The organism is Gammaproteobacteria bacterium, assembly GCA_009838035.1.
Classification (GTDB): Bacteria; Pseudomonadota; Gammaproteobacteria; order Steroidobacterales; family Foliamicaceae; genus Foliamicus.
Window position 1 is genome coordinate 16,704 of record VXSK01000031.1, and the last position, 24,219, is coordinate 40,922.

Annotated in this window: 22 protein-coding genes; 12 read left to right on the forward strand and 10 right to left on the reverse strand. The window is 62.8% G+C overall.

The window, feature by feature from the left end:
* Positions 1-6 precede the first annotated feature (6 nt).
* Genes F4Y72_13020 through F4Y72_13035 form a run of 4 tightly spaced genes read left to right on the forward strand, consistent with a single transcriptional unit; the run spans position 7 to position 5,122 of the window.
* Positions 7-1,470: an aldehyde dehydrogenase family protein gene (locus F4Y72_13020; GenBank protein MXZ29205.1), complete on the forward strand. Its 1,464-nt coding sequence runs from the start codon at positions 7-9 to the stop codon at positions 1,468-1,470.
* A gap of 18 nt (positions 1,471-1,488) precedes the next feature.
* Positions 1,489-2,436 (forward strand): alpha/beta hydrolase, encoded by a 948-nt coding sequence (locus F4Y72_13025; protein MXZ29206.1) that lies wholly within the window; start codon positions 1,489-1,491, stop codon positions 2,434-2,436.
* A 14-nt stretch (positions 2,437-2,450) separates the two neighbouring features.
* Entirely contained in the window at positions 2,451-4,457 is a 2,007-nt protein-coding gene (locus F4Y72_13030) for a pyrroloquinoline quinone-dependent dehydrogenase (protein ID MXZ29207.1), read from the forward strand.
* A 5-nt stretch (positions 4,458-4,462) separates the two neighbouring features.
* Entirely contained in the window at positions 4,463-5,122 is a 660-nt protein-coding gene (locus F4Y72_13035) for a thiopurine S-methyltransferase (GenBank protein MXZ29208.1), read from the forward strand.
* A 15-nt stretch (positions 5,123-5,137) separates the two neighbouring features.
* On the opposite strand, the gene F4Y72_13040 is transcribed toward F4Y72_13035, so the two are convergent.
* From F4Y72_13040 to F4Y72_13070, 7 genes are all read right to left on the reverse strand, one after another.
* Complete coding sequence (locus F4Y72_13040) at positions 5,138-6,865, reverse strand: mucoidy inhibitor MuiA family protein (protein ID MXZ29209.1); 1,728 nt, start codon at positions 6,863-6,865, stop codon at positions 5,138-5,140.
* Entirely contained in the window at positions 6,816-7,631 is an 816-nt protein-coding gene (locus F4Y72_13045; protein ID MXZ29210.1) for an energy transducer TonB, read from the reverse strand. Before F4Y72_13045 ends, F4Y72_13040 begins: the two co-directional genes overlap by 50 nt.
* A 5-nt stretch (positions 7,632-7,636) precedes the next feature.
* A complete protein-coding gene (locus F4Y72_13050) occupies positions 7,637-8,020 on the reverse strand; it encodes a biopolymer transporter ExbD (protein ID MXZ29211.1) in 384 nt (127 codons plus the stop codon).
* A 41-nt stretch (positions 8,021-8,061) separates the two neighbouring features.
* A complete protein-coding gene (locus F4Y72_13055; protein MXZ29212.1) occupies positions 8,062-8,460 on the reverse strand; it encodes a biopolymer transporter ExbD in 399 nt (132 codons plus the stop codon).
* A complete protein-coding gene (locus F4Y72_13060; protein ID MXZ29213.1) occupies positions 8,450-9,139 on the reverse strand; it encodes a MotA/TolQ/ExbB proton channel family protein in 690 nt (229 codons plus the stop codon). Before F4Y72_13060 ends, F4Y72_13055 begins: the two co-directional genes overlap by 11 nt.
* Before the next feature lie 69 nt (positions 9,140-9,208).
* Complete coding sequence (locus F4Y72_13065; protein ID MXZ29214.1) at positions 9,209-11,755, reverse strand: TonB-dependent receptor plug domain-containing protein; 2,547 nt, start codon at positions 11,753-11,755, stop codon at positions 9,209-9,211.
* Positions 11,756-11,766: 11 nt separating this feature from the next.
* A complete protein-coding gene (locus F4Y72_13070) occupies positions 11,767-12,897 on the reverse strand; it encodes a cytochrome-c peroxidase (protein ID MXZ29215.1) in 1,131 nt (376 codons plus the stop codon).
* Between the two features lie 141 nt (positions 12,898-13,038).
* Here F4Y72_13070 and F4Y72_13075 point away from each other — a divergent pair, with 141 nt between their 5' ends.
* Positions 13,039-14,598: a VCBS repeat-containing protein gene (locus F4Y72_13075; GenBank protein MXZ29216.1), complete on the forward strand. Its 1,560-nt coding sequence runs from the start codon at positions 13,039-13,041 to the stop codon at positions 14,596-14,598.
* Complete coding sequence (locus F4Y72_13080) at positions 14,598-16,589, forward strand: hypothetical protein (protein ID MXZ29217.1); 1,992 nt, start codon at positions 14,598-14,600, stop codon at positions 16,587-16,589. The genes F4Y72_13075 and F4Y72_13080 overlap by 1 nt, the downstream gene beginning before the upstream one ends.
* Positions 16,590-16,668: 79 nt before the next feature.
* On the opposite strand, the gene F4Y72_13085 is transcribed toward F4Y72_13080, so the two are convergent.
* Positions 16,669-18,045 (reverse strand): HAMP domain-containing histidine kinase, encoded by a 1,377-nt coding sequence (locus F4Y72_13085; GenBank protein ID MXZ29218.1) that lies wholly within the window; start codon positions 18,043-18,045, stop codon positions 16,669-16,671.
* The gene (locus tag F4Y72_13090; protein ID MXZ29219.1) at positions 18,045-18,716 is read right to left on the reverse strand and encodes a response regulator transcription factor; all 672 of its coding nucleotides are present in this window, start codon (positions 18,714-18,716) and stop codon (positions 18,045-18,047) included. Before F4Y72_13090 ends, F4Y72_13085 begins: the two co-directional genes overlap by 1 nt.
* Positions 18,717-18,789: 73 nt before the next feature.
* Here F4Y72_13090 and F4Y72_13095 point away from each other — a divergent pair, with 73 nt between their 5' ends.
* Genes F4Y72_13095 through F4Y72_13110 form a run of 4 tightly spaced genes read left to right on the forward strand, consistent with a single transcriptional unit; the run spans position 18,790 to position 22,961 of the window.
* Positions 18,790-19,533: a type 1 glutamine amidotransferase gene (locus F4Y72_13095; protein MXZ29220.1), complete on the forward strand. Its 744-nt coding sequence runs from the start codon at positions 18,790-18,792 to the stop codon at positions 19,531-19,533.
* A 19-nt stretch (positions 19,534-19,552) separates the two neighbouring features.
* The gene (locus F4Y72_13100; GenBank protein ID MXZ29221.1) at positions 19,553-20,821 is read left to right on the forward strand and encodes an FAD-dependent oxidoreductase; all 1,269 of its coding nucleotides are present in this window, start codon (positions 19,553-19,555) and stop codon (positions 20,819-20,821) included.
* A complete protein-coding gene (locus F4Y72_13105; protein ID MXZ29222.1) occupies positions 20,821-21,990 on the forward strand; it encodes an alpha-hydroxy-acid oxidizing protein in 1,170 nt (389 codons plus the stop codon). The genes F4Y72_13100 and F4Y72_13105 overlap by 1 nt, the downstream gene beginning before the upstream one ends.
* On the forward strand, positions 21,987-22,961 hold the full coding sequence (locus F4Y72_13110) for a pyridoxal-phosphate dependent enzyme (GenBank protein MXZ29223.1): 975 nt from the start codon (positions 21,987-21,989) through the stop codon (positions 22,959-22,961). Before F4Y72_13105 ends, F4Y72_13110 begins: the two co-directional genes overlap by 4 nt.
* Positions 22,962-23,009: 48 nt before the next feature.
* Here F4Y72_13110 and F4Y72_13115 read toward each other — a convergent pair whose 3' ends face one another.
* On the reverse strand, positions 23,010-23,528 hold the full coding sequence (locus F4Y72_13115) for a hypothetical protein (protein MXZ29224.1): 519 nt from the start codon (positions 23,526-23,528) through the stop codon (positions 23,010-23,012).
* Between the two features lie 109 nt (positions 23,529-23,637).
* Here F4Y72_13115 and F4Y72_13120 point away from each other — a divergent pair, with 109 nt between their 5' ends.
* Together F4Y72_13120 and F4Y72_13125 are read left to right on the forward strand one after the other, a co-directional pair.
* The gene (locus tag F4Y72_13120; GenBank protein ID MXZ29225.1) at positions 23,638-23,832 is read left to right on the forward strand and encodes a hypothetical protein; all 195 of its coding nucleotides are present in this window, start codon (positions 23,638-23,640) and stop codon (positions 23,830-23,832) included.
* Positions 23,833-23,935: 103 nt separating this feature from the next.
* A partial coding sequence (locus F4Y72_13125; protein ID MXZ29226.1) for a hypothetical protein occupies positions 23,936-24,219 on the forward strand: 284 nt, incomplete at its 3' end.

Here is a 24,219-nt window from a genome sequence, read left to right on the forward strand (position 1 = left end):
CCGCGAATGCCAGCGTCACTTGAGTGCCTGCCCTTCTATGGGGGCGAATTTCACGCCCCGGCGTCCGATGAATGGCATGTCGTAAACGATCCCGCGGACGGTTCGCGGGTCGGGCGATGTGCGCTCGCGAACGCCGCGGACATTGACCGGGCCGTCGGCCATGCGTTACGGGCCAAATCCGCCTGGGCGGACATGCACGCCGACGGACGCGCCGCGATCCTTCATCGTGCGGCGGACCGGATCGAGGCGCGAACCGACGAGATCGCGGAGCTCCTAACAAGGGAGCAGGGCAAGCCGCTTTGCGACAGCCTCAAGGAGATCGGCTTCGGGGTCCAGGTGATCCGCTATTACGCCGAGGAAGGCCGGCGCAAGTTCGGCTCGCTACGCCCTTCCTCCCTGCCGAACGTCAAGAACGTGGTTTCGTATTTCCCGGTAGGGGTGGTGGGCGCCATCGTGCCCTGGAACTACCCCGTGGACCTGTACTGCTGGAAGGTGGCGCCGGCGCTGGCGGCCGGCTGCCCGATCGTCGTCAAGCCTCCTCACGAGACGCCGTTCGCCATTGCCGTGGTCCTGGAGTGCTTCGTGGAGGCGGGTGTGCCTTCGGGAGTGCTGGCCAACCTGCCGGGCACCGGGGTGGAGGCAGGCGCCGCACTGGCGCGCCACCCCGATGTGGCCTGTATTTCCGCCACCGCCTCAGTAGCGGCCGGACAGGACATCATGCGAAACGCGGCCGGCAATCTGAAGCGGCTGTCACTGGAACTGGGCGGGCACTCCCCGTTCATCGTGCTGCCGGATGCGGACATCGAAGCGGCGGCCAAGGCCGCCATGCGTCGTTCGTTCTCCAACATGGGGCAGATCTGCATCACGGTGAACCGCGTCCTCACCCACCCCGACGCCCATTCGCCGTTCGTGGACGCGCTGGTCGCGGAAACGGAAACGATCGAGCTTGGCCCCGGCCTCGACCCCGGCAGGCTGTACGGTCCGGTCACGACGGCCTCGGTGATCGAACGCTCGCAGCTCCACATCGACGACGCGGTCTCCAAAGGCGCCAGGATCATCATCGGCGGCGGCCGCGCCGCAAGCGGCGAACTGGACAAGGGCCTGTTCTTTCAACCTACGCTGCTCGATGGCGCGTCGCTCGACAGCCTTCCCATGACCGAGGAAACCTACGGACCGGTGGCCGCCATCAGAAGCTGCGGGTCGCTGGATGAGTTGCTGGCCGTATCGAACAGCCTCAACTTCGGGCTCGCCGCCTACGTTTACTCCGAGAACCTGGAGCTGGCTTGGGCGTTGGCGGACCGTCTGGAATTCGGGGCCGTGGGCATCAACGTGTCCGACACTTCGGAACTCCAGGCGCCGTTCGGCGGCTGGAAGCTCAGCGGTTTCGGGCGAGAGCTCGGGCCGGAAGGCCTGGACGCGTTTCTTGAGCCCAAACATGTCAAGATGCGGGTGAACCCAATGGGTTCCTGACACTAGAGAGGAGTATGAGTGAGCATTCACCCGGAACTGCTGCCCTTTCGCGATCAATTCCCGACGCTGGAATTGACCAGCGAGAACCTCGTGCAGACGCGCGGAGAACTGAACCGGATGACGCTGGAGACGGCGGCCGCGATAGAAGGTTTTGATCATGTCGATGTCGAGGACAGGCGGATCGACGGCCCGTCCCCCGGCCAGTCACTCAGGCTCCGGCTGTATTCGAGCGGCGATTCACCGGGCTTGCGGCCGTGTCTGTTGTGGATCCACGGCGGCGGCTACATCCTGGGCTGTCCGGAGATGGACGAGCAGCTTCTTTGCCGCAAGGCCGACGAGCTGGGCTGCCTGGTCGTGGCCGTCGATTACCGTCTGGCGCCCGAGCATCCTTATCCGGCGGCCCTGGACGATTGCGATGCGGCCCTGGGCTGGATTCTGGAGAATGCCGGCGAGTTGGGCGTGGACACGAGCACGCTCGTGCTCGGCGGGGCCAGCGCCGGCGGCGGCCTTGCGGCGGCGCTGGCGCTCCGTGCACGGGACCGCCGGCCCGGCGCAATCACCTTTCAGTGCCTGATCTATCCCATGCTCGATTACCGCACGGGCACCGCGGAGGCGGAAAGCGCAAGGGATTACTGGCTGTGGGGCGGCGATCACAACCGCTTCGCCTGGAGCGCTTACCTCGGACCCAACGATATGACTCACGGCGTCTCGTCGTTGGCTTCACCGGCGATGGCCAAACGGCTTGACGGCCTGCCGCCCACTTACCTGTGCATAGGAGACCAGGACCTCTTCTACGAGGAGGACATCGACTACGCGCGCCGGCTTCGCGACAGCGGAGTGGCGGTTGAGCTCGAAGTCGTGCCCGGGGCTCCGCACGGCTTCGACAAACTGCCGGCGCCTCTGTCCGAACAGTCCCTGCAGCGCCGATTCAAGGCGCTTTTCCGGCACTTCTCGGCGCAAGCCTGAATCGAGGGGGAAAGATGCGCAATCTTCCGAACAACCGGCGGCCGTTGATGATGGCGATACTGGCAGCCGCCCTGCTCGCCGGCTGCGGGGATGACGGCGGGCGGCCGTTCGAGGCGCGCCCGGTTATCGAGGGTCCGGGCTGGCCCACGTATGCGGGCGCGGAAGGGGGAACGCGCTTTTCGCCGCTGAACCAGATCAACCGCTCCAACGTGGAGGACCTGGAGATTGCCTGGACCTACAACACGGGTCACCTGGAACTCGCGCCTCAGTTGCGACCGATGGTGGGCTTTCAGGTGACTCCGATTCTCCTGCCGGACGAGGCCGGGCGGCACCTGGTGCTGTGCGATCCATTGAATCGGATCATGGCGCTGGACCCGGCGACCGGAGAAGAGCGCTGGCGGTTCGATCCCGAGATCGATCTCAGGCCTTTCGCCGGGCGCTTCAACTGCCGAGGCGTTACGCACTGGCGCGACCCCGAGGCCGCCGAAGCGGACGCTTGCGCGCACCGTCTGATTCTGGCCACCAACGACCGGCGCCTTGTCGCCGTCGATGCCCGCAACGGCGAGCCGTGCGCAGGATTCGGCGAAGGCGGCTTTGTTGACGTAACGCCAATCATTCTCGAACTGCAGCCGGCCAACCGGCTCCTCACCATGCAATTGAATTCGCCGGCCGCGTTGGTGAACGGCGTCATCATCATTGGCGGGACCGCCGACAAGTTCAAGGACGCCAGCTCCATGAACGGCGCCGTGCGGGCCTTCAGCGCCCGGACCGGCGAGCACCTTTGGACCTTCGACACGCTGATCCGCGAACCCGCGGACGATCCCGAGAGCAGCGCCTGGCATGTCGGCGGCGCCAACGCCTGGATCAACATGAGCTGGGACAGCGAGCACGACCTGGTCTTCATCCCCACCGCCAGTCCCGCGCCGAATTTCTACGGCGGCAAGCGTCCGGGCAACAACCTCTATGCGAACTCCGTCATTGTTCTTCGCGCTGCCACCGGGGAACTGGTCTGGCACTACCAGATCCTGCATCACGACCTGTGGGACTGGGACCTCCCAACCAATCCCATACTGGCGGAGATCACGCGCGACGGCGAGAAGGTCCCGGTTGCGATGCAACTGACCAAGCAGGGAATGATCTTCACCTTCCACCGCTATACCGGCGAGCCTTTCTTCGAGATCGAGGAGCGTCCGGTTCTGACCGACGGCATGCCCGAGGACGACGTTTCGCCCACGCAGCCGTTTCCGGTCAGACCGCCGCCGCTGGTCAAGCACGGGATCGGCCCGGAAGACGCCTGGGGGCTAACGCCGTATGACCGAAACCAATGCCGCGAACTGATCGAGTCGATGCGCTACGGACCGATCTATACGCCGCCGACCACGGAGTTCACGCTGATGATGCCGAACGTGGGCGGAGGCATGAACTGGGGCGGTGGCGCCTTTGATCCCGCCAGCAATATCCTCGTTACGCCGGTGGGCCAATCTCCTTACAGGCTCCGCCTGATTCCCAACGAGGAGATCGATCCGGTAGCGGGCAGGCTGCCGACGGCTGGCCTGCCGATCGGTCCGCCCGGATACATTGAAGGCACCGACTACGGCCTGGAGCAGGGCCCGTTGTTCTCGCCCTTCATGATGCCGTGCACGGCGCCGCCCTGGGCCAAGCTCGTTGCAGTCGACATGGCCGCGGGTGAGATCCTGTGGGAACAGCCGCTGGGACTGGTCGACAAGCTGGCGCCGGTACCCATACCATTTCGCTGGGGCACGCCGTACGCGGGCGGGCCGATCGCTACCGGGGGCGGCCTGGTCTTTATCGGCGCGACCGCAGACGAGCGCTTCCGCGCCTACGACACCGAGACCGGCGAACTGCTCTGGGAGTTCGAAGGCCCCACGTCCGCCAACGCCACGCCGATGACCTATATGGCCGGCGGCAAGCAGTACGTAGTCGTCGCCACCGGAGGGCACAACTGGGTCTATCCCTTCAAGAAGGGCGACTCGCTGATCGCCTACAGCCTCCCCGATTGACACGCATGAAAGCGGAATTCTGGCTGAACAAATGGGAATTGGGAGAGATCGCGTTCCACCAGGAATCCATCAACGAGTCCTTGCAGGAGCATTGGCCGTCCGTGCGGGCGCCGGCTGGCGGTGCAGTTTTCGTTCCGCTGTGCGGCAAGTCGCTGGACATGCGCTGGCTGGCGGAGCAGGGCCACCGGGTCGTGGGGCTGGAAGTGAGTCCGCTGGCCTGCGACGCGTTTTTCGAAGGGCTTGAAGCCAGGCCGGTCATCGAAGAGGCCGGCGCCTTTCGTTGCTACAGCGCCGGGCCCTACCGCATCCTTCAAGGCGATTTCTTCACCGCGACGGCCCCGGATCTGGGCGAGGTTGCGGCCTTCTACGACCGTGCGGCGCTGGTCGCCATGCCGCCGGACCTGCAGCCGAAATACATGTGCAAGCTGACGAGTCTGCTGCCGCCGGGCGCGGTGGGGCTGATCAACAGTCTCGAATATCCGCCGGAGGTCATGGAGGGGCCGCCGTTCTCCATTAACGAGAAAAGGCTGCGCGGATTGCTGGGGCCTCGCTGCCGGTTAAGCCGGCTTGCGGCCCGCGAAATCAATACCGAGGGAACCAGCCTGGAACAAAAGGGGCTGGTGGGTCTCGCCGAAACCGCTTACCGGGTGCAGATCGGGGTTTGAGCGCTTGCCGGCGCGCTACAAGGGATCCGTCAGCATCGTGTCTTCCGGGAAGCTCACTTCATACTGGTGGGCGATCCGCCAGCGCTCGCCGGGCTCCAGCGTCTTCCGCCAGACAATCACGCCGGGGCGTTCGTCGATGTTCTCCTCGTCCGGTTTCGTGGCGCTGCGCGGAACCGACACCTCGATGCGTTCGTCGCGGGAGACCGGGTAGTAGTCGACGACTTCGATGGTCGTTTGCCTGGAATGACGGTTGACGACCTCGAAAAGAAAATCGGCCAGCTGTGTATTGCGCGAAGTGAGGAAGCCCTCGCTGCCTTTCCCGCCTCCCTGGTCCGTGGCGCTTACCTCGACCTGCCGGTCCGGTCCCATGGGAAGCACGGCCTCGGCACCGGGAAGCAGATCCGGCAGTTGCGCCAGGCCTGCGAAGGCTCCATCGACGAAGACACGCATGGGTCCGCCCAATAGCGGCGTTTCGCTATCGTGCGCATACCGCGCGCTCAGGAACGCACTCGCGTTCCGCCGGGGATTGGTGCGGGTCACCAGCGAAACACCCACGCGATATTCCGAAAGCGGCACGCCCTGGGCCTGATCGGCGACATTGGAAATGCTTGCGCGTTCCGATGCCCGGTAGAGAACCGCATACCTGCCGGAAGGCAATCGGGCCGATGAGACCACTACTTCTTCCAGCATCTGGGCCGCCTCGAACCTCCTCTCGACTCCCGGACGGGCCATCCTTGCACCCATCCGGGATTCGTAAAGATCGAGAAACCGGCTGTCCTGCTCGGGCGCCTGCATAGCGCCGCCGGGATTACTGGTGGACAGGGTCAGTTCGACGTTATTCCAGTCTTCGCTGGAAGTCTGGCTGACTTGCGCCTCGTGCGTAAGCCGCAGACGGTTGGCCTCCGTGTCGAGATAGGCCGCATAGGACGAACTCCAGCTCGCCTGCCGCTGGAAATAGGTGACCCGCAGGTTGGATTCCAGCGAAGATTCCGAATCCAGGGAGATGCGCAAAACAGCGGAATCCTCCCGGCGATCCCGTTTGTTCTCCAGTTCGCGCTCCAGCATCGACAGTTCCGCTTCCTGATCGCGACGCGACTTGCGGGCATTGCGGATCTTCTCCATTGCCGTGCCTGCGCCGCTGCCGATAGAGTCCATGGCCTGCTGCCAGGACGCGACGTCGGCCTGGCCCGACACCGCCTCGCGGCGTTCCCGGCTCGCGGAATCCTGTACGAGTCCTTCCAGGAACTTCAACTGGAATTCCGCTATGGCGATTTCATCGTCGATTGCCTGGATTGCGTCCTTCACCTCCGTAATTGCGGCCTGCAGGCGACGAACATCCGCGTCGTAGGCATCGCGCTGTTCCCGCACGTCCATCCGTATGGATCGCACCTCGACCGTCTGATTCTCGACGATGGCGGTCAGGCGGCCCAGATCGATATCGCCCGGGAAGCCTTCCAGCAGCACGCTGTTTGCGCCGGGCGTCAGGGAAACGCGCGCAACCCGGGTCACATCCGCGCCCCGCGGGTAAACGGTCACCGCGTCGATGCGCGATTCGAGCGCCTGCGCCAGCGGCGCGGCTAAAAGAGATGTTGTCAGGAGGGTGGCGGCGATGGCCGGAGTTCTTGATTTCATTGGAATATCTCCCGCTGCGGTGCACCTGGCCCTCGATGGGGTTCCGCCGATTGCTCTTGCCTCACAGGGCCTGCAGCGAAAACGAAACGGGGAAGTCCACGCGAATCTCATCTTCAGTCATTGATGCCGGAAAGGCCGGCAAGGGTTGCGCGCGTTCCAGCATTCGCAAGACCGCGGCGTCCAGCGCATCCGACCCCGAACTCTTGCTGATCCGGAAGTCCTTGACGGTGCCGTCACGCAGAATAACCAGCGAGAGAGTGGCTGTGCCTTCCTCGCGGGCGCGACGCGCGGCCATGGGGTAGTGCTTGTAGCGATTCACCTGTGCGGCCAGGGTCGCCGCGTATGCCGCCTGCCGGCCTCTCGAACCTCCCGCACCGGGGGAATCTCCCGCGCCGGAACCCTGGCGTCTTTGTGTGATGGCGTCATCGCCGGTGCTGCCGCCGGCCGACGGCGCCGCCGCCTGAACCCCGGTTTGCGGTCCGATCGCCGGAGCGTCGGTGACCGGTTCCGCTGTCTGCGATTGCTCCACCACCGGGATGATTTCCTCGACCGTATTGGTCTGCACCGCCACCTCGGTAACCTGCTGCGGTGTTTCCGGGTCCGTCGGCGGGGGCTGGAAATCAGTCTGTATGGGCTCGGGAGGCTGTGGCTCGGGAGGCTGTTCCACGGGCAGTTGCATCGTTTCGGCCGCATCCGAAGTTTCCAGCGATTCGCCCATGTCGCCCAGCATGCCCAGGCCGATTTCGATCCCGCCCTGGCCTTCGCCGGCCGCGCCGTAGGGGTTCAGGCCCATGTATCCCACCACCAGCAATAGATGCGCGGCAAACGCCACACTTACGGCAACGCTCCAATGGAGCATCTTTCGCTGAGGATGCATGCGGGTCAGCCGGGTGACGCAACCCCCAGCGCTTCGGTCGCCAGCGAAACGCGCAATAGGCCGGCGGTACGCAGCCGGGCAAGAACCAGCCTCAGCTCGGTGGCCGGCAACGTGGCGTCGGCCTTGACCAGCACCCGCACGCTCTGCGGGTCGGCGGCCGCCTCGAGAATGCGGCGGATTTCGCCGGCGAGTTGCTCCCGCCGCAGCGGCCGGTCGTTCAGATAAAGGGACTGTTGCGCGGTAATCAGCAGCGTGGCCGAATAGTCGCCCTGGACCTCGAGGCTCAATGAGTCCGGCGGGTCGAGCCGGACCGCGTCCGAGCGCTCGATCTGCCCCAATATCATGAAGAACGCCAGCATCAGGAAGACCACGTTGATCAGCGGAATCATGCTGTTTTCCTGCGTCTGCGGTTTACGCTGCCTGTAGAGATTCACGATGTTTCCCCGATCAGGGACAGGTTCCTGGCGCCGGCCATGTTCAGGCGGTCCAGCAGCGTGACCAGCGCCTGGCTGCTTACGCCCGGCGCCGTGTCGAGGGCATAGGGGGCCGCGGGATCCGTCGCAACGAGGCTTTGAAGCGCCTCGGGATCCGAACCCGGGTATTGAAGCCCCTCGAACGTGAACGACCCGTCTTCGGACTCCAGGCGAATGATCCTGACCTCCTGGGCCGAGGGTTCGGCGTCGGGGGTGGGGAAGTCCACCGGAATCTCCCGAGCGCGTATAAGGCTGGTGGAAAGCATGAAGAACAGCAGCAGAATGAAGACGACGTCGATCAGCGGGACCATGCTGATGGCGCGTTTGCGCCGCCGGACCAGGTGGTCAAGCCGCATGCGACCCCGGCGTGGATGGTTCGGCCGTGTCCTGGGCGCCCCGGCTGTTGTAGAGCGTGAAAACCTGGGTGACGGCGTCGTTGATCTGCTCCGACACCCGCTGGGTCTTGCGGTCCATCCAGTTGTAGGCGGCCATCACCGGGATCGCGATGGCCAGCCCCATCGCGGTCGTCAGCAACGCTTGCCAGATTCCTCCGGACAGCACCGAGGGATCGACCTGGCTGCCTGCGACCTCCATGGCGCGAAAGGCGGCGATCATGCCCAGCACGGTGCCCAGCAGGCCAAGAAGCGGAGTCAGAGTGCCGATGACCTCCAGCGCCGGCAGTTGGGCGCGCAGGCCGTTCAGCTTTGCCAGGGCGATGCGCTCCAGTTCCTCCCTGAGCGTCGCCTGATGCGCGTGCCCCTGGGCCAACTCGCGCATGGCCAGAGCGACGATCTCCGAACTGAACCGCTCGTTCTTGAGCATGCGCCAGGCCTCTTCATGCCGTCCCTGCCGCCAGGTCGAGAGGGCCTCGGGCAGCTCCTCGTTGTGCTCGGGCCTCAACTGGAAAAATTGCCAGAGTTTCATCAGCAGAATACTGAGCGCGGCGATCGAGATGGCGAGCAATATCCACACCACCGGCCCGCCCGTTTCCAGAAAGGCGGCAAGCCGTCCCAGACTGCCCTCGGCCCCATTCATGGCACTGGGAGTGAGTTATTCCCGCGCGCCGGGGCCACGCAGAGAAGCAAGAAACCGTTCATCCGTCCTTTAGAAGTAGCGCATCCCTACTTCCATCCAGAACCGCCGCCCTTGGGTGTTTAAACGCCTCATTTGCCTTACGGCTATTGGGCGAGTTTGTGTGTTCACGACCCGGTCAAGTAGATTGTGAATCTCGAAGCGGGCGTAGATTTCCGATCCATTGGTCAATGGACGGGTCCATTGAATGCGCGAGTTGATCGTAAACAGGCTGCCGAACTCGTGATCTTCATAGACGTCATAACGCACGCCCGTATCCGGGCTCGTGTAATCTTCACCGAAATCTACGGCAACAGTTCCACCACGGCGGATGACGTAGAAATTTGACCAGGTGAGTCCCCAACCGGGAATCGCCGTTACGGAATTCAACCGAAAGCTCAACGGTATGTTGTAGTCCCACGCAGGGAGTTCTTCAGGAGGAATCAATTGATCCTTGTAATAGATCAGGTCGGTTTCCAGTTCTTCATCGTAGCTGTCGTCGTCGTAGCGATTACTTTCCGAGTCGCGCCAGCCCAGACCCATCGTAAAACGTGTTTCCGTCGGACCGAGGACCAGTGGTGTGCTGTTGGTCAATTCCAAAGTGGCGCTCCGCGTCGAACTCCGGCCTTCGTTGTTGTAGTAGTAAAGCCCGTCGTCCTCGCGCCGCCGGGATACGCCCTTGCGGCTCTCGCGCGTCAGCAACTGCAATTTGCCCTCGAAAGGACCAATTCTTTGACGCCAACCCAGTGATATCTCGTCAGAATATGGCGTGTCCAAATCCAGAAGGCCACTGCGATTGTCAAATGTCCGGTGCGTACATTGCGGAAACTCAGGTCTGGAGCAAGGCATCTCCTGGCCGGGGCGGCCACGGAATCGGGTGAGGTACGAATAGATTTCCCGCCAGCCGTAAATTGCTTCGTTCAATTGGTAGCGAAAGAAGCTCCTGCCGTAATAGCGGCTGGCACCTGCGGTGAGTTCTCCACTGCCTTCTTCAAAAGGCGACCAAGCCACACTGACGCGCGGCGAGACATCAAAGTTTTCCAGGAAACTGCCCCAATCGCCGCGCAGTCCCAGATTGACCTGCAGGTTGCCGAGATCGATTTTGTCTTCAGCGTAGATCGAAAGTTGGTTGTAATCCAGATCAACCTTGCCCGCGTAAAAGAACTGAAGTGCGCCGTATCTTTCATCGCCTGTATCGCTCTCCCCGCTTCCGTCTTGGTCCACACAACCAAGGCCTGGCCTGGGGACGTCCCTGATACAGTCGTAGCGTTCAAAGGTAATGTCTTCCGGGCGTTCATAGTAGGTGCTCGTGTTGCGATACTCACCTCCAACCGTAATGGTATGTTCACGACCGGCCAGATTGATGGGATCAAGGCTCCATTTCGGCTTGAGGGCGATGCGGGTTTGCTGTTGTTCCATGTCCCCGAAGGCGCCTTCATACTGGAGCTCGGTGCGCTCATAGGCTTCGTGTGCGGTGAAGTAACTTGATTCGCTGTTGAGTGAATCGGAAGAGCGATCAATACTGAGTTTCAGGTCCAATACCCCTGCGGCTACGGGCCTGCCCAGATCCACGGTGAATCCGTAGCTCTGGTGATCCTTCTTGAATGCGCCGGTGTAGTTTGTGCCCGTTATGCCATCGTGCCGGCGGTTTGCGTACCGAAAAGAAAGTCCGGCATCGGTGTTGCCCAACCTGGTGTCCAAGCGGCCCATCAGATTGTCGATATGGTCTTCATATTCGACCATCCGCACGATGTCCGTTAGTCCCACCTCATATTCCTGGGTGAAACGGGACTGGCGCCGCGTTAGTCCCAGCGTCAGCCCGAGATTCTCGCCAAGGCCCTGTTGCATACTGATACCGAAGTTGGTTTTCTGGTAGTCGGGTGTATAAACAGCGTTAATTCGGTCATTGGCGGTAATGTCGTCTTCGGAGACATGAAACCTTTCCCACTCATCCCGCTGCATGCCGAAATGCCAGGAAAACGTATCTTCTCCCTGGTATGACTTGACTTGGGCTGAAACCACCCCGCCTGTGAAGCCCCCGAACTCCACCGGGATATTGCTGTCGTACACCTCCACTTTGTCGAGCAATTCGACATCCAGGTAGTAGCCCTGCGGTGAGCTCCCATTGATCGGGGCAAAAAGGCTGGGAATACTGAAGACATCGCCGGTGTGATTACTGTTCAAGAGCCGTTTCGCAATCGCGGGATCAATGTCGCTGGTCGTGTCCGCGCCATCGATGAGGAATAGATTCTGGTAGTACAACTGGCCATGAATCGAGATTTCGTCGGGCCGGAGCGTCCCTGTACCAACACCAAGATCGGCAGTACGGGAGAAATCCACCGCGGGGTTCATGCGCAGCAGGTCGGCCAGGTCGCCCTGTCCGGTGGGCATGGTTTCGATGAACTCGGCGTTGTATTCGCTGCGGCCCTGCTGAACGCGCAGCTCGGGGGCTTCGACCTCAATGGGAACAACCAGGGCCTCTTCTTCGTCCTCTTCGGTCTCGGATTCCTGCGCCAGGACGGGTTGCGCGGCCAGGGAAAGCAGGGCCAGGCAAAGGGCCGATCGTTTGAGTATGTCCATGGTTTGCCCCCTCAAGGTCGCGGGGTATGGATAGTCCCCGTGGATAGTAATTCTGTTGTGTCGCCGGGATTGGATGTAGATGCGGACTCGGACAGGCCGGGCAGGGCGGGCGGTTCGACGAATGCCGGGCGCCGGCCTATGGCGCCGAGAAATGCTTCGAGTGCCTCGATCTCGTGGTCGTCCAGACCGAGAGGCCGGATCAGCGGCGATAGTTTGGGGGCTCCGGGCCGCGCCCGGGCGCCGACCGGGATGCCGCGGTTATACATGCGCAGGATGCCCGTGAAATCGTCGAACAGCCCGTTGTGCATCCAGGGTCCTGTGTGCCGTACGTTGCGCAGCGTCGGCGTTCGGAACTTGCCGCGGTCTTTGGGGTTCCCGGTAACGTCGTACCTCCCAAGATCCTCGAACCGCCTTCCATAGTAACTCAAGCCCGTGTGGTGAAACTGCCCGTCCGAAAAGCGCGGACCGTTGTGGCAGTTCATGCATCGCGCGCGGGTGCGGAAAAGATGCAGCCCTTCGATCTCCTGCTCGTTCAGACGCCGGTAGTCACCCTGGGCGAAGCGGTCGAAACGGCTGGGCGAGGAAACCAGCGAGCGTACGAACGAAGCGATCGCACGGGCAATTCGCTCCGCGTTGATATCCGGTGAGCCGAACGTCTCGTTGAAAGCCGCCGGGTAGCCGTCGGTATCTTCCAGCGTTGCGACCACGGCCAGGAGATCGGCATTCATCTCCAGGGGGCTCTGGATGGGCTGCAGGGCCAGGTCCAGCAGTCCTGCGGCGCGCCCGTCCCAGAACAGTCGGTCGAAATAGGCCGCGTTCAGCAAGGTCATCGCATTGCGCCGTCCGGCGCGGCGGTCATGTCCCGCCGCCACACGGCGGCCGTCACCCCAACCCAGTTGCGAATCGTGGCAACTGATGCATGCAAGCTGGCCGGAACCCGACAGGCGAGGATCGAAGAACAGCAGCTTGCCCAGGTTTTCACTTTCAGGCGTGTGCCAGGCAACGGGCGGCAGGGCGGGCAGGGGTCCGATGTCCTCGGCCTGCACTCCCTCGTCCACGATATAGGCCGGCCATTCGGACGGCGGGCGGCGGTATTTCTCCGCCAGGTCAGCAGGTTCGTCCGCCCTCGCGCCGTTCAGCATGAGCGCGCAAGCCAGCAACAGTATCAACGCCATCCCGACCGTAATCGTAAATCATCGCCTCTTATCTCGCCGTAAGGTTCGCGTAACCGATACGATGCAGAATAAACAGTAAGGCAGGTAGGTGAGAATCAAACCTTCAATATGAAGTCGGGAGATGTACATATGCGCAAAATCAACACACTGATCGTTATCGCGGCCTTTGCCTGCAGTGCAGCGCAGGCCGACGAGATGAGTTTTCCGAAGCTCATGCCCGTGGACGTTCCGGGTGCGCCGCAGCTTTCCGACCCGTTCCTGGTGATGGGCGGCGACAAGCCGATATTGACCGAGAAGCACGGGCTGGCGGCGCCGGCGCTGTGGGATTGGGACGGCGACGGCAAACGGGACCTGCTGGTGGGTGAGTTCGAAACGAACATGCCGCCCGAATTTCCGATGGGCGCCGATGGTTCCACCATTCGCGTCTATCTGAACGTGGGAACGGATTCGCAGCCCCGGTTTACCGAAGAATTCCAGTGGGCGCGCGATACCGAAGGCACCATCATGGAGGTCCCGCAGTGGTGCTGTATCGGGTTCACGCCGATGTTCTACGATCTTGATGCCGACGGCCACCTGGACATGATTACCGGCCAATATCACCCCGGCGAGGTCACCTGGTTCCGGGGCAGTCCCGAAGGATTTCTGCCCGGTCAGAAGCTGCCGCAGGAAGGTGATCCGGCGGCGGCTGTCAATACGATGTTTGAGGCCGTGCAGGCCCAGATGGACCCCGATTTCGTGCCCTATGAGGGCGAGCCCGGCGATATTGGCACGTTTGACTACTGGGTGTACAGCACGGCCACCTTTGGCGATCTGGACGATGACGGCGACTACGACCTGATCGTTGGCGGCAGCGGTGGTCTGCGCGTCAGTGAGAATACAGGGGGACCCGAGAACCCCAGTTTCGGAGCCCGCAAGCTCTTGCTGGACATACACGGAGAACCTCTCACGACTCTCGAACTGGCGCCGGAGCAGCAGTCGCAGCTCTTGGCGGCAGGTATGAGCTTGCCGCCGAGTGGCGATATCAAGACCAACCCACTGGCAGTCGATTGGGACCAGGATGGCGTGCTGGACTTGCTGGTTACCGACTCATATATTTTTGCCAATAGCCGTGCCGTATCGTTCTTCCGTGGCGTAAAGACGCCGGACGGCCACCGCTTCGAGCCGGGCATCGACCTGTTGCCGGCCGAAGGCGGCGCCAAGGCGATTCCGGGCAGCGGCCAGCGCGTCTATGTCGACGACTGGAACCTGGACGGCGTACCCGACCTGATCATCGGCGCCAGCGTCGCTACGGTCAACGGGGGTGAGTTCAGCGACGAATTGTCATGGGAATGGGAGTCGGTCAACAAGGTCGAGAGCGCCGGCAAGGATCCCGGCCTTTATCCGCCGCAGCCTCGCCCGACCCTGGAAACGCAGCGCGCCATGTACGAGGAGATTATTTCCATGCGGGCTGTGGAGGGAATCACCATCGATATGCCCAGCGACGAGGAATTGCAGAGCATGGCCGAGCAGCAGGCCCCATTCTGGGAGGAAACGATCGGCCGGCTGTACAGGGAAAACAAGGAACATTGGCTGACCATGCGGCACCAGGGTCGGATCTACGTCATGTTGGGCAGCAAGCCGGGCGACTCGGAGCCGGTAATGGCTTCCCGCGATTTGGAGAATAAGTAATGAAAAAACTACACATATTCGGTCTGGGACTGGTTCTTTCGATTGGCGCGGCGCACGCCGACGAGATGAGTTTTCCGAAATTGATGCCTGTGGCTATTCCAGGCGCGCCAAGTCTCAGTGAGCCGTTTCTGGTGATGGCCGGCGACGGCCCGGTGCTCACCGAGAAGCACGGGCTGGCGGCGCCGGCGCTTTGGGACTGGGACGGCGACGGCCGGCGCGACCTGCTGGTGGGCGAATTCGAGACCAACAGTGAGGATTTTCCGATGGGCGCGGACGGTTCCACGATTCGCGTTTACCTGAATGTCGGAACTGATTCCGCACCGGTATTTACCGAAGAGTTCGAGTGGGCGCGGGATACCGAGGGCACTGTCATGGAAGTTCCGCAGTGGTGCTGCATCGGCTTTACGCCCATGTTCTACGACCTGGACGACGATGGCTACAAGGACATGATCACCGGCCAGTATCACCCGGGCGAGGTCACCTGGTTCCGGGGCAGCTCCAAGGGGTTCCTGCCGGGCGAGAAGCTCCCGCAGGAGGGCGACCCTGCCTCCGCTGCGACTGGAGATCCGGAGATTGAAGCCATGCGTGCGGAGTGGAACCCCGAATATGTACCGTATGAGGGCGAGCCCGGCGGCATAGGGACCTTCGATTATTGGGTGTATTCGACAGCCACGTTTGGCGATCTGGACGACGACGGGGACTACGACCTGATCGTTGGCGGCGGTGGCGGCCTGCGCGTCAGCGAGAACATCGGGGGACCTCGGAATCCGAGCTTCGCAAAGCGCGAGTTGCTGCTGGACGTCAACGGCCAGGCGTTGATGTCCCGGCCGTACACGGAGATGCAAGAGCAATTCGCCGGAATGGGGGAGCCCCTGCCTCCTGCGGGCGACATCAAGACCAATCCCTTTGCGGTGGATTGGGACCGGGACGGCGTGCTCGATCTCCTGGTAACGGATTCGTATTACGTCGCCGGCAGCCGCGCCGTTTCCTTCTTCCGTGGCGTGAAGACGCCGGATGGACATCGCTTTGAGCCGGGCATCGACCTGTTGCCGGCCGAGGGCGGCGCCAAGGCCATCCCGGGCAGCGGCCAGCGGGTCTACGTGGACGACTGGAACGCCGACGGAGTGATCGACCTGATCATCGGCGCCAGCGTGGCTACGGTGAACGGCGGCGAATTCAGCAATGAGCTGTCCTGGGAGTGGGAAGGAGTGAACAAGGTTGCAAGCGCCGGCAAGGACCCGGGCCTGTATCCTCCGCGGCCTCGCCCAACGCTGGAATCTCAGCGCGCCATGTACCAGGAAATCGCTGCCGACCGGGCTGCCGAAGGGGACACCTTTCAAGTCCCCACCGATGAAGAGTTGATGGAACAGCTAGAAATGCAGCAGGAGTGGTGGGACAAGGACATTGGCAAGCTCTACGATGAGGGCAAGGAGCACTGGCTGACGATGCGGCACCAGGGACGCGTTTACGTGATGCTGGGAAGTGACGGCGCCGAACAGGAGGCGATGATCGCGTCGAAAGCTCCGGAAAGCCGGGAAACGGTGAGTGACAGCGACGCGGGGCCCGCCGATTCGGTAACCGATAACGTAGCGTTCTCCCCAGTTTCGATCCGGGTCGAACCTCTTACGGTTCTGGAGACCGGAAGAAGTGTGGACATCGAGGTTCAGCTCGACATGATGGACGGCTGGTACGTGTATGCGCCTACCGGACGGAATGTCGGACAAGGCATGAAGGAAACCAGCGTGATTTTTTCATTGCCGGACGGCATTGAGGGGGCCGGCGCAGTCAGGATGCCGCCGTACGGATTCAAGGGCTCGTACGACATTTTTTCGGGCAAGGGAGTCACCTGGGCGAAGCCCATAGAAGCGATGGCGGGAACCTTGCCCGGGCTCTATGAAGTGAACGCCGAGGTGACTTACCAGACTTGCAAGGATGACATCTGTTTGTTGCCGCAGACGGAAACCGTTGTGGCGCGGGTGCTGGTGCAGTAGGCGCACCCAGGGCGGCCGGTCTCGCCGGGGGCGAAGGCGTCTCGTCTTCGCGGAGGGCGGGACGCCCTCGCTCTCAGGGTCAGAATTGCAGAGCGAAGGCAGCACCGCCGCCCTTCTGGTTGGCGGCTTTCACGCTGCCGCCGTGCAGGGCCATGATGGAACGGGTGATGGCAAGGCCGAGGCCGTGCCCGGGCCGATTGGGCGGGTTCTTGGCGAACGGCTGAAAGATGCTGTCCAGTTCCTTCGCCGGGATGCCGGGGCCCTCGTCCCGCACCGTGATGTTCTTGTCCCGGCTCACCTGCACCATCAGGCGTTGGCCGATGTCGCTGAACGAAAGCGCGTTGTCCACCAGGTTCGCCAGTGCGATCCGGAGAAGATACTCGTCACCACGTACTTCGACCGGCTGTCCGTCCGCATCCAGATCGATTTCCACGCCCTTGCCGATCACGAGCGGCGCCCGTTCGGTCACAACGCTCTTCGCAATGGAGACGAGATCGACGGCATCCGAAGGCTTGCCCTCGTTGCGCACGCTCATCAGGCGCAACAGCTGATTCACCAGCCGGGACATCCGGCGCAGGTCGTCCTTCAGTTCCTCCTTGTCCTGTCCCTCCGGCAGGCTTTCCACACGCGTGCGGACTATGGCCAATGGCGTGCGCAGTTCGTGGGCAGCTGCCGCAAGGAAAAAGGCCTGCTCCTCATTGGCCTTGTCGATTTTCCGGATCATCCGGTTGATCGCCCGCACCATCGGGAGAATCTCCGTGGGCAAGCCGGTCTCCGGCAGAACGTGGCTGGGAGCCTGGGGATCCAGCGATTGAGCAATTCCGGCCAGGCGCCGCATTGAGCGAACCAGCACAAGAATCAGGCACAGGACGCCAAGCAATATTGCGCCGCCGACCGCCAGAAGTCTCTGCGACGACATCCAGAAATCCAGGGGGTCTGCGCCTCGGAGCAAACCGGTCGTTTTTGCGATCGGCGTCTCGATTCCACCCAGTTCCACGTACCATTCTTCTCCGTCCCGGAGGCCTGTTTGGATCAACGCGCGGCTTGCGCCTTCATCGATCCGGGCAAACGAAGTGCCGAACTGCTCCTCCACGTTAGTGCCTGACGCCAGTTGCGGAAAGTCCGATGCTCCCTCCCACCTTGGTTCCTCTCCAATCCGAATCTCCTCGCCGCCGCGCCGTACGAACAGGCGAAAGCTGCTGTTGACCTCTGCTGCCGCCTGTACATCCTCAGATTCCACAATCGTGCCCAGGGGCATGTTCGGATCACCGAACACCACCCCATATACCGGGCGCAGGACGAGCGATTCGGTGAGTTCCACGGGGTCCGCTTCCCTCTCTACGAAAGGCAGGAAAACGAAGTAAGCCAGCGCCAGCAGCAACAAAGCGCTGGAAAGCAGTGTTATCTGTCCCACCAGGGAGCGGTGGATAGGCGGTATGCGCCATTTGCCGTTCATTACTCTTCCCTCAGCATGTAGCCCACGCCGCGGACGGTGTGGATCCGCACGCCGCAGCCGCGGGCGGCCAGCGTCTTGCGCAGGCGGGACATGTGCGCCTCCAGGGTATTCGATTCGTATTGCTCGTCGTAGCCGTACATGGAATTCTCGAGCGCTTCGCGTCCCACCACGCGGTTTGCGCCGTGCATCAACTCCTCGAGTATGACCATTTCGCGTCGCGGCAGGATCATCGCTTCCGCATCGACATAGAAGTTGCGCGTATCGCAGTCCAGGCGCAAGGAGCCGATTTCCAGCACCCGTCCTACTTCCGGAGTGGGGCGCCGCTCGGCAGCCCTGATTCGGGCCAGCAGTTCTTCCGGTTCGAACGGTTTGACCATGTAGTCGTCGGCGCCCAGATCCAGGCCTTCGACTCGCTCCTGCAATTCTCCGAGCGCGGAAAGCACTAGGAATTTGCAGGAATGCCCCTGCTTCTGCGCGAAACGAATCAAATCGATCCCATCACCATCGGGTAGACGCCGATCCAGGAGCACGACCTCGTACCCGCTGCCCAGGAGTGCGGAGCGGGCCACTGCCAGGTTCTCCGCGACATCCACGATGTAGTTGTGGCGGTGCAACAGTCGTTGCGTAACTTTCGCCAGTTCCGGATCGTCTTCGACCAGCAGGATCTTCATGACAATTAGGATCGCGCGTTTTGATTATCCCAACCTTACGCGATTCACTGCCTGAGGGGTGGCGGGAAGTACAATGCCCCGGCGCAAGAATCGGGCCGAGTCGATGACGAAAGTACTTGTTATCCGCAACGTAAGCTATGAAACCGAAGGCATGCTGGAAGCACTTCTTCGCGATCAGGGGCTTACGCTGGATATCGTCGATTTTCAGCAGGAACCTTCCGCCGAGCCGCGACTGGACGGGTATCGGGGTCTGGTGGTGATGGGCGGTCCGATGGGCGCCAACGATACCGATCGTTTCCCGTTCCTGCTTGAGGTGGAGCGCCTTTGCTCGGAAGCGATGGAACGTTCCGTTCCCCTTGTGGGCGTGTGCCTCGGCGCACAGATCATGGCCAAGGTGCTGGGCAGCGAGGTGTATCCCAACCCGGTGCGCGAAGTGGGGTGGTACGACCTCACGACGGCGGAGGGCGCCGCCGGCGACGCGTTGTTTTCGGAACTGGAACCACTCGAGGTGGTCCTGCAGTGGCACGGCGACACCTTCGACCTGCCGAAGGACGCCGTCCTGCTGGCGTCCTCGCCGGATTGCGTTAACCAGGCTTTTCGTTACGGCGAAAACGGCTACGCGGTGCAGTTTCACCTCGAAATCCTGGAATCGATGATCCGGGAATGGGTCCGGCGGGACGCCGCGCGCGGTTGGCTGAGCGAGGAAGGGCGCATTAGCGCCCCACGCATTCTTGCCGACACGGACACCTACATGAGCCGCTCGGAAGAACTGGGTCGGCGTGTCTATACGCGTTTCGCCCGCATGATCGCCGCCTGAGACCGGCCGGGGCGGGGTCATGCATGTCCTGATCGTCGGGTGCGGCGTCATCGGCGTCAGTACCGCCTGGTATCTGGCCCGGGGCGGCGCCACGGTTACGGTCGTGGAGCGCAGGGAGGGACCGTCCCTGGAGACCAGCTTCGCCAACGGCAGCATGCTTACTCCGAGTCTTTCCGCACCCTGGAATTCGCCGGGCGTGTGGCTGACGGTTCTCAAGTACCTAGGCCGCGAGGAGGCGGCGCTACTGGTCCGGCTGGCGGCATTCCCCGCATTGTTGGCCTGGAGCTACCGGTTTCTGCGGAACAGCCGGCCCGACCGCCACGAGGTTAGCTTTAGAAAGAATCTTAAACTATGTAATTATTCCATTGATATAATGGCGGAAATACGATCAGAAACCGCTATCGAGTACGAGGCCGCCCTCGCCGGCGTCATGGAAGTCTGCCGGGATGAGGCGGCAATGAGACGCGGGCGGGAGCATTCCGCCACACTCGCGACCCACCGGGTGCCGGTCGAGGAACTGAGCGCCGAGGCGGTGGTGGAGATGGAACCGGCCCTGGAGGCGATTCGGCACGATCTGGCCGGCGGATTCTTTTATCCGGCCGATGAAGTGGGGGACGCCTACAAGTTCAGTTGCCGCCTGCGAGCGCAAGCGGAACGGCATGGCGCCGCCTTCCGCTTCGGTGAATCCGTGGAACGATTGCTGACGCACGGCGGGCGGTTGCGGGGTGTACGCTTGCGCGGTGGCGAGGAGATCGAGTCCGATCAGATCGTGGTGGCCGCCGGCAGCTATACGCCGGGGCTGGTGCGCCCGCTGGGCGTTCGCGTGCCGGTTTGTCCGGCCAAGGGTTACTCGCTCACCGCGCCCATGCCGGAAGGATTGCCCGTGCTGGGACACGCAGTGCTGGACGACCGTTACAAGGCCGGCGTAGTGCCGCTGGGCGACCGTCGAATCCGGGTCGGGGGAACGGTGGAGTTCACCGGCTTCAACCTGGAGCTTTCATCCAGGCGGGTCGCGAACCTGCGCAGGCTGCTGGCCGGCGTGCTTCCCAGGCACGCCGAGCGTATTTCCGTTGATGAAATGCGGCCATGGTGCGGCCTGCGTCCCGCCTCGCCGGATGGGGTGCCGATCCTGGGCGCCAGCGGCGTGGAAGGATTGTCCCTGGCGACCGGGCACGGCCACCTGGGCTGGTCGATGGCTGCGGGAACGGGCAAGGCGCTGGCGCAGCAACTGCTGGGCGGACGCCGGGATTTTCCGCTCGCCGGATATGAATTGTCGAGGTTCGGCTGATGTCGCGCAAACTGGATCGCTGCTACAACCTTGAGGATCTGCGCAAGCAGGCGCGCAAACGCCTGCCTTCGCCCATGTATCACTACATGCGTGGAGGCGCAGACGACGAGTGGTCGCTCAACAACAACACCGCGGCGTTCGACCGCTATGAGCTGCTTCCGCGCTACCTTGTCAACGTCGAGAAGATCGACGCCGGGGTCACCGTGCTGGGCCAGGAGCTCGAGTGGCCGCTGTTCCTCTCGCCCACCGGGATGTCGCGTATCTTTCACCATGACGGCGAGATCGGCGCGGCCAGGGCGGCGCACCGCTCGGGCACGATGTATTCGCTGTCGACGCTGGGTTCCACGAGCATCGAGGATGTGGCGGCGGCCAGCGAAGGGCCGCGGATGTTCCAGATCTACGTGCTGAGGGACCCGGGGCTGAACCGGGAATTCATCGAGCGTTGCAGGGAAGCGAAGTATTCCGCGCTCTGCCTGACGGTGGACGTGCCCGTGGGAGGCAATCGCGAACGGGATTTCCACACCGGCATGACGGTGCCGCCGAAGCTGACGTTCATGAGCAAGCTCGACGTGGCGCGGCACGTGAGTTGGACCTATCGCTACCTTACGTCGGGCGCAGCCGAAATGGCCAATTTCGCCCATCGAATCAGCGATTCGGAGGATACCAATCTGATGGGCTATGTCGGGCGCCAGTTCGACATGACGGTGGACTGGGACGACGCCGCGCGGATGATCGAACAATGGGGCGGGCCCTTTGCCATCAAGGGGGTGATGTGCGCGGAGGACGCGCGCCGCTCGGTGGAGGCGGGCGCCAGCGCGGTCATGCTGTCGAATCACGGCGGGCGGCAGCTGGACGGCGCGCCCGCTCCGGTGGATCTGGTGCGCGAGGTCCGCGACGCCATCGGCGATGCCGCCGAGGTGATCGTCGACGGCGGAGTGCGGCGCGGTACGCACGTGCTCAAGGCGTTGGCGCTGGGCGCTACCGCTTGCTCCACCGGCCGCGGCTACCTGTATGGCCTGGGAGCGGGCGGCGAGGCCGGCGTGGACCGCGCCCTGAAAATTCTTCGTGACGAGGTGGAGAGAGATCTGGCCCTGCTGGGCTGTGTGCGCGCCCGCGATCTCGACGGGCGCTTCGTGCGGGAGGTCGTACATCAAGGAGCAAGGAAATGACTGTCCAAGAGCCCCCTTCACTCGCCGAGATTCGCGCCTACCGGGAAGTCGTCAGAGACCGTATCGTGCGCACGCCCGTGCACGAGTGGCGCGGCACGGAAGTCGCCAAACGCGCGCCGGACATGCGCATATCAATCAAATTCGAGCTGTTGCAGATGACCGGGACTTTCAAGGCCAGGGGCGCGCTGGCCTGGATGCTTTCCTTGCCAAAGGAAAAGATACAGACGGGCGTTACCGCGGTCAGCGCCGGCAATCACGCCGTTGCCGTTTCCTGGGCGGCGCATGTGATGGGCGCGCCGGCCCACGTCGTGATCATTTCTCCCGCCAACCCGGCGCGGATCCAACAGGCGAGGGCCTGGGGCGCGAAAGTGGAGCTGATCGACAATGCGGAAGCCGCCTTTCAGCGGGTCCTGAACATCGAGAGGGAGGACGGGAAGACTCTGGTTCACCCGTTCGAGGGACGTTCTATCGCCATCGGCACGGGCGCCCTCGCAATGGAGTGGTTGGAGCAGGCGCCGGACCTGGACGCGCTGGTGATCCCGGTCGGAGGAGGGGGGCTGGTCGCCGGTGTGAGCGCGGCCGTCAAGCGAATTCGTCCGGAGACTGCCGTGTACGGGGCGGAGCCTTTCGGCGCCGATTCGATGTTTCAGAGCCTGACCCGCAACGAGCCCGTTCAGGCGAAGCGGGTGGATTCGATTGCGGACAGCCTGCGGGCTCCCAACGCCAGGGAATACAGCTTTGATCTGGCCAGGCGCCACATGGACGATCTCGGCCGGGTCGACGATGACGAGATTCGAAGGGCGATGCGGCTGATCCTGCAGGAACTGAAATTGATGGTGGAGCCCGCCTGTGCGACCGCGACCGCCGCTGCCCTGGGTCCATTGCGCGAACGACTGGAGGGCAAGCACGTGGGCGTGCTGCTTTGCGGCTCCAACATCGACCTCGCCACCTTCAGCCGCCTCATCAACTGACCCTGGGCGGGGCTACGGTGGCGGCGCCTGCGCGAGGGCGGGACGAGTTCAGTAATTCAGGACGAGGGTGCGCGGTTGTCCGAATGAGGGCAGGCTGATGAGGTGCATTCGTCCCGGTCCGAATTCCGCCAGGTCCAGCGCGGCGGCGTCCCATTCGGCCAACAGCGCCGACGCCAGATTCGTGCCGGCCACGATAATCACGATTTTTCCGCGATGCTGCCTGGCCAGCCCGCGCGCGAAAGCGGCGGGGTCCTCGATCAGCACGTCCGTAATGGGCTGATCAAGTCGTTCGGAAAGCACGCGGACCGTTTCGCGCTCGGGTTCTCCGCCGGCGCTGAAGATCCCGGCCAGCAGGTCCGGGGCAGCAAGGTCGCCCGCGAGCCTGCTGAGCGCCTCGGCACGGGCCCGGCCCGCGTTGCTGAGCGAAGCGGAGTCGCCGTCCTGGCGTTCGGCGGATGTCACGAGCAGCACCGTTGTCGTGGCCTCGCTGTCCTGCAATTGCCAGACGACGATCAGCACGCCCGCCAGGAAAACGGCCGCCAGCAGGTTGCGGTAGCGCGGGCGCATCAGTCTCCGCTTGAGCCGGCAAACAACATGGCCTCGATAGTACTACTGCGATCTGCGTAAAATAAAGCGCGTTGACGACACCCTTTCGCGCATGTGAGGCGAGTTACACGTGGATTTCTTCAACTTTTTCTTCGACAACGTGGGGGCGCTGTTCGCGCTTGCATTTGTGCTGTTCAACCTGGCTGCCTGGGTCATGAGGCGGGTCCGGCAAAAGCGCGAACAGGAACGGTACGGGCACTATCCGCCTGCCGTGCGGGCCGGCCGGCTGAATTACGAGGATTACAGCAAGCGACGCGATGGCTGATTGGCGCATCAAATACCTCAAGGGCTGAATCCCTTGCCGGTGGTATGCTTACCAAGTATGCCGATGGCACGCTAGTTTGGAACCTGAGGGTGGACCAGTTGCAATGAAAGAAACAGTTCGTATTTCAGGGTTTTGTGTGGCGCTCTCCGCAGTGTTGGTTCTGGCGAATTGCCAATCGACACGAGGCGTTTCGTCGCCGTCCGGAGGCCCCCCGGTTTCGATGCCTTCACCTGGCGGCAGTTCGGGTTCTCCCGGCGGTTCGATGGGTTCTTCCGGCGGTTCGATGGGTTCCTCGGGCGGCTCGATGGGTTCTCCGAGCGCCTCGGTGGGTTCGCCGAGCGCATCCGTTGGCTCTCCCAGCGTTTCGGTTGGTTCCATGGGCGGTTC

Coding starts and splice junctions, on each gene's coding strand:
- F4Y72_13020 (MXZ29205.1), top strand. CDS start 7: ATGCCAGCGTCACTTGAGTGCCTGCCCTTCTATGGGGGCGAATTTCAC.
- F4Y72_13030 (MXZ29207.1), top strand. CDS start 2,451: ATGCGCAATCTTCCGAACAACCGGCGGCCGTTGATGATGGCGATACTG.
- F4Y72_13035 (MXZ29208.1), top strand. CDS start 4,463: ATGAAAGCGGAATTCTGGCTGAACAAATGGGAATTGGGAGAGATCGCG.
- F4Y72_13040 (MXZ29209.1), bottom strand. CDS start 6,865: ATGAGATTCGCGTGGACTTCCCCGTTTCGTTTTCGCTGCAGGCCCTGT.
- F4Y72_13045 (MXZ29210.1), bottom strand. CDS start 7,631: ATGCATCCTCAGCGAAAGATGCTCCATTGGAGCGTTGCCGTAAGTGTG.
- F4Y72_13050 (MXZ29211.1), bottom strand. CDS start 8,020: ATGATTCCGCTGATCAACGTGGTCTTCCTGATGCTGGCGTTCTTCATG.
- F4Y72_13055 (MXZ29212.1), bottom strand. CDS start 8,460: ATGCGGCTTGACCACCTGGTCCGGCGGCGCAAACGCGCCATCAGCATG.
- F4Y72_13060 (MXZ29213.1), bottom strand. CDS start 9,139: ATGAATGGGGCCGAGGGCAGTCTGGGACGGCTTGCCGCCTTTCTGGAA.
- F4Y72_13065 (MXZ29214.1), bottom strand. CDS start 11,755: ATGGACATACTCAAACGATCGGCCCTTTGCCTGGCCCTGCTTTCCCTG.
- F4Y72_13070 (MXZ29215.1), bottom strand. CDS start 12,897: ATGCTGAACGGCGCGAGGGCGGACGAACCTGCTGACCTGGCGGAGAAA.
- F4Y72_13075 (MXZ29216.1), top strand. CDS start 13,039: ATGAAGTCGGGAGATGTACATATGCGCAAAATCAACACACTGATCGTT.
- F4Y72_13080 (MXZ29217.1), top strand. CDS start 14,598: ATGAAAAAACTACACATATTCGGTCTGGGACTGGTTCTTTCGATTGGC.
- F4Y72_13085 (MXZ29218.1), bottom strand. CDS start 18,045: ATGAACGGCAAATGGCGCATACCGCCTATCCACCGCTCCCTGGTGGGA.
- F4Y72_13090 (MXZ29219.1), bottom strand. CDS start 18,716: ATGAAGATCCTGCTGGTCGAAGACGATCCGGAACTGGCGAAAGTTACG.
- F4Y72_13095 (MXZ29220.1), top strand. CDS start 18,790: ATGCCCCGGCGCAAGAATCGGGCCGAGTCGATGACGAAAGTACTTGTT.
- F4Y72_13100 (MXZ29221.1), top strand. CDS start 19,553: ATGCATGTCCTGATCGTCGGGTGCGGCGTCATCGGCGTCAGTACCGCC.
- F4Y72_13105 (MXZ29222.1), top strand. CDS start 20,821: ATGTCGCGCAAACTGGATCGCTGCTACAACCTTGAGGATCTGCGCAAG.
- F4Y72_13110 (MXZ29223.1), top strand. CDS start 21,987: ATGACTGTCCAAGAGCCCCCTTCACTCGCCGAGATTCGCGCCTACCGG.
- F4Y72_13115 (MXZ29224.1), bottom strand. CDS start 23,528: ATGCGCCCGCGCTACCGCAACCTGCTGGCGGCCGTTTTCCTGGCGGGC.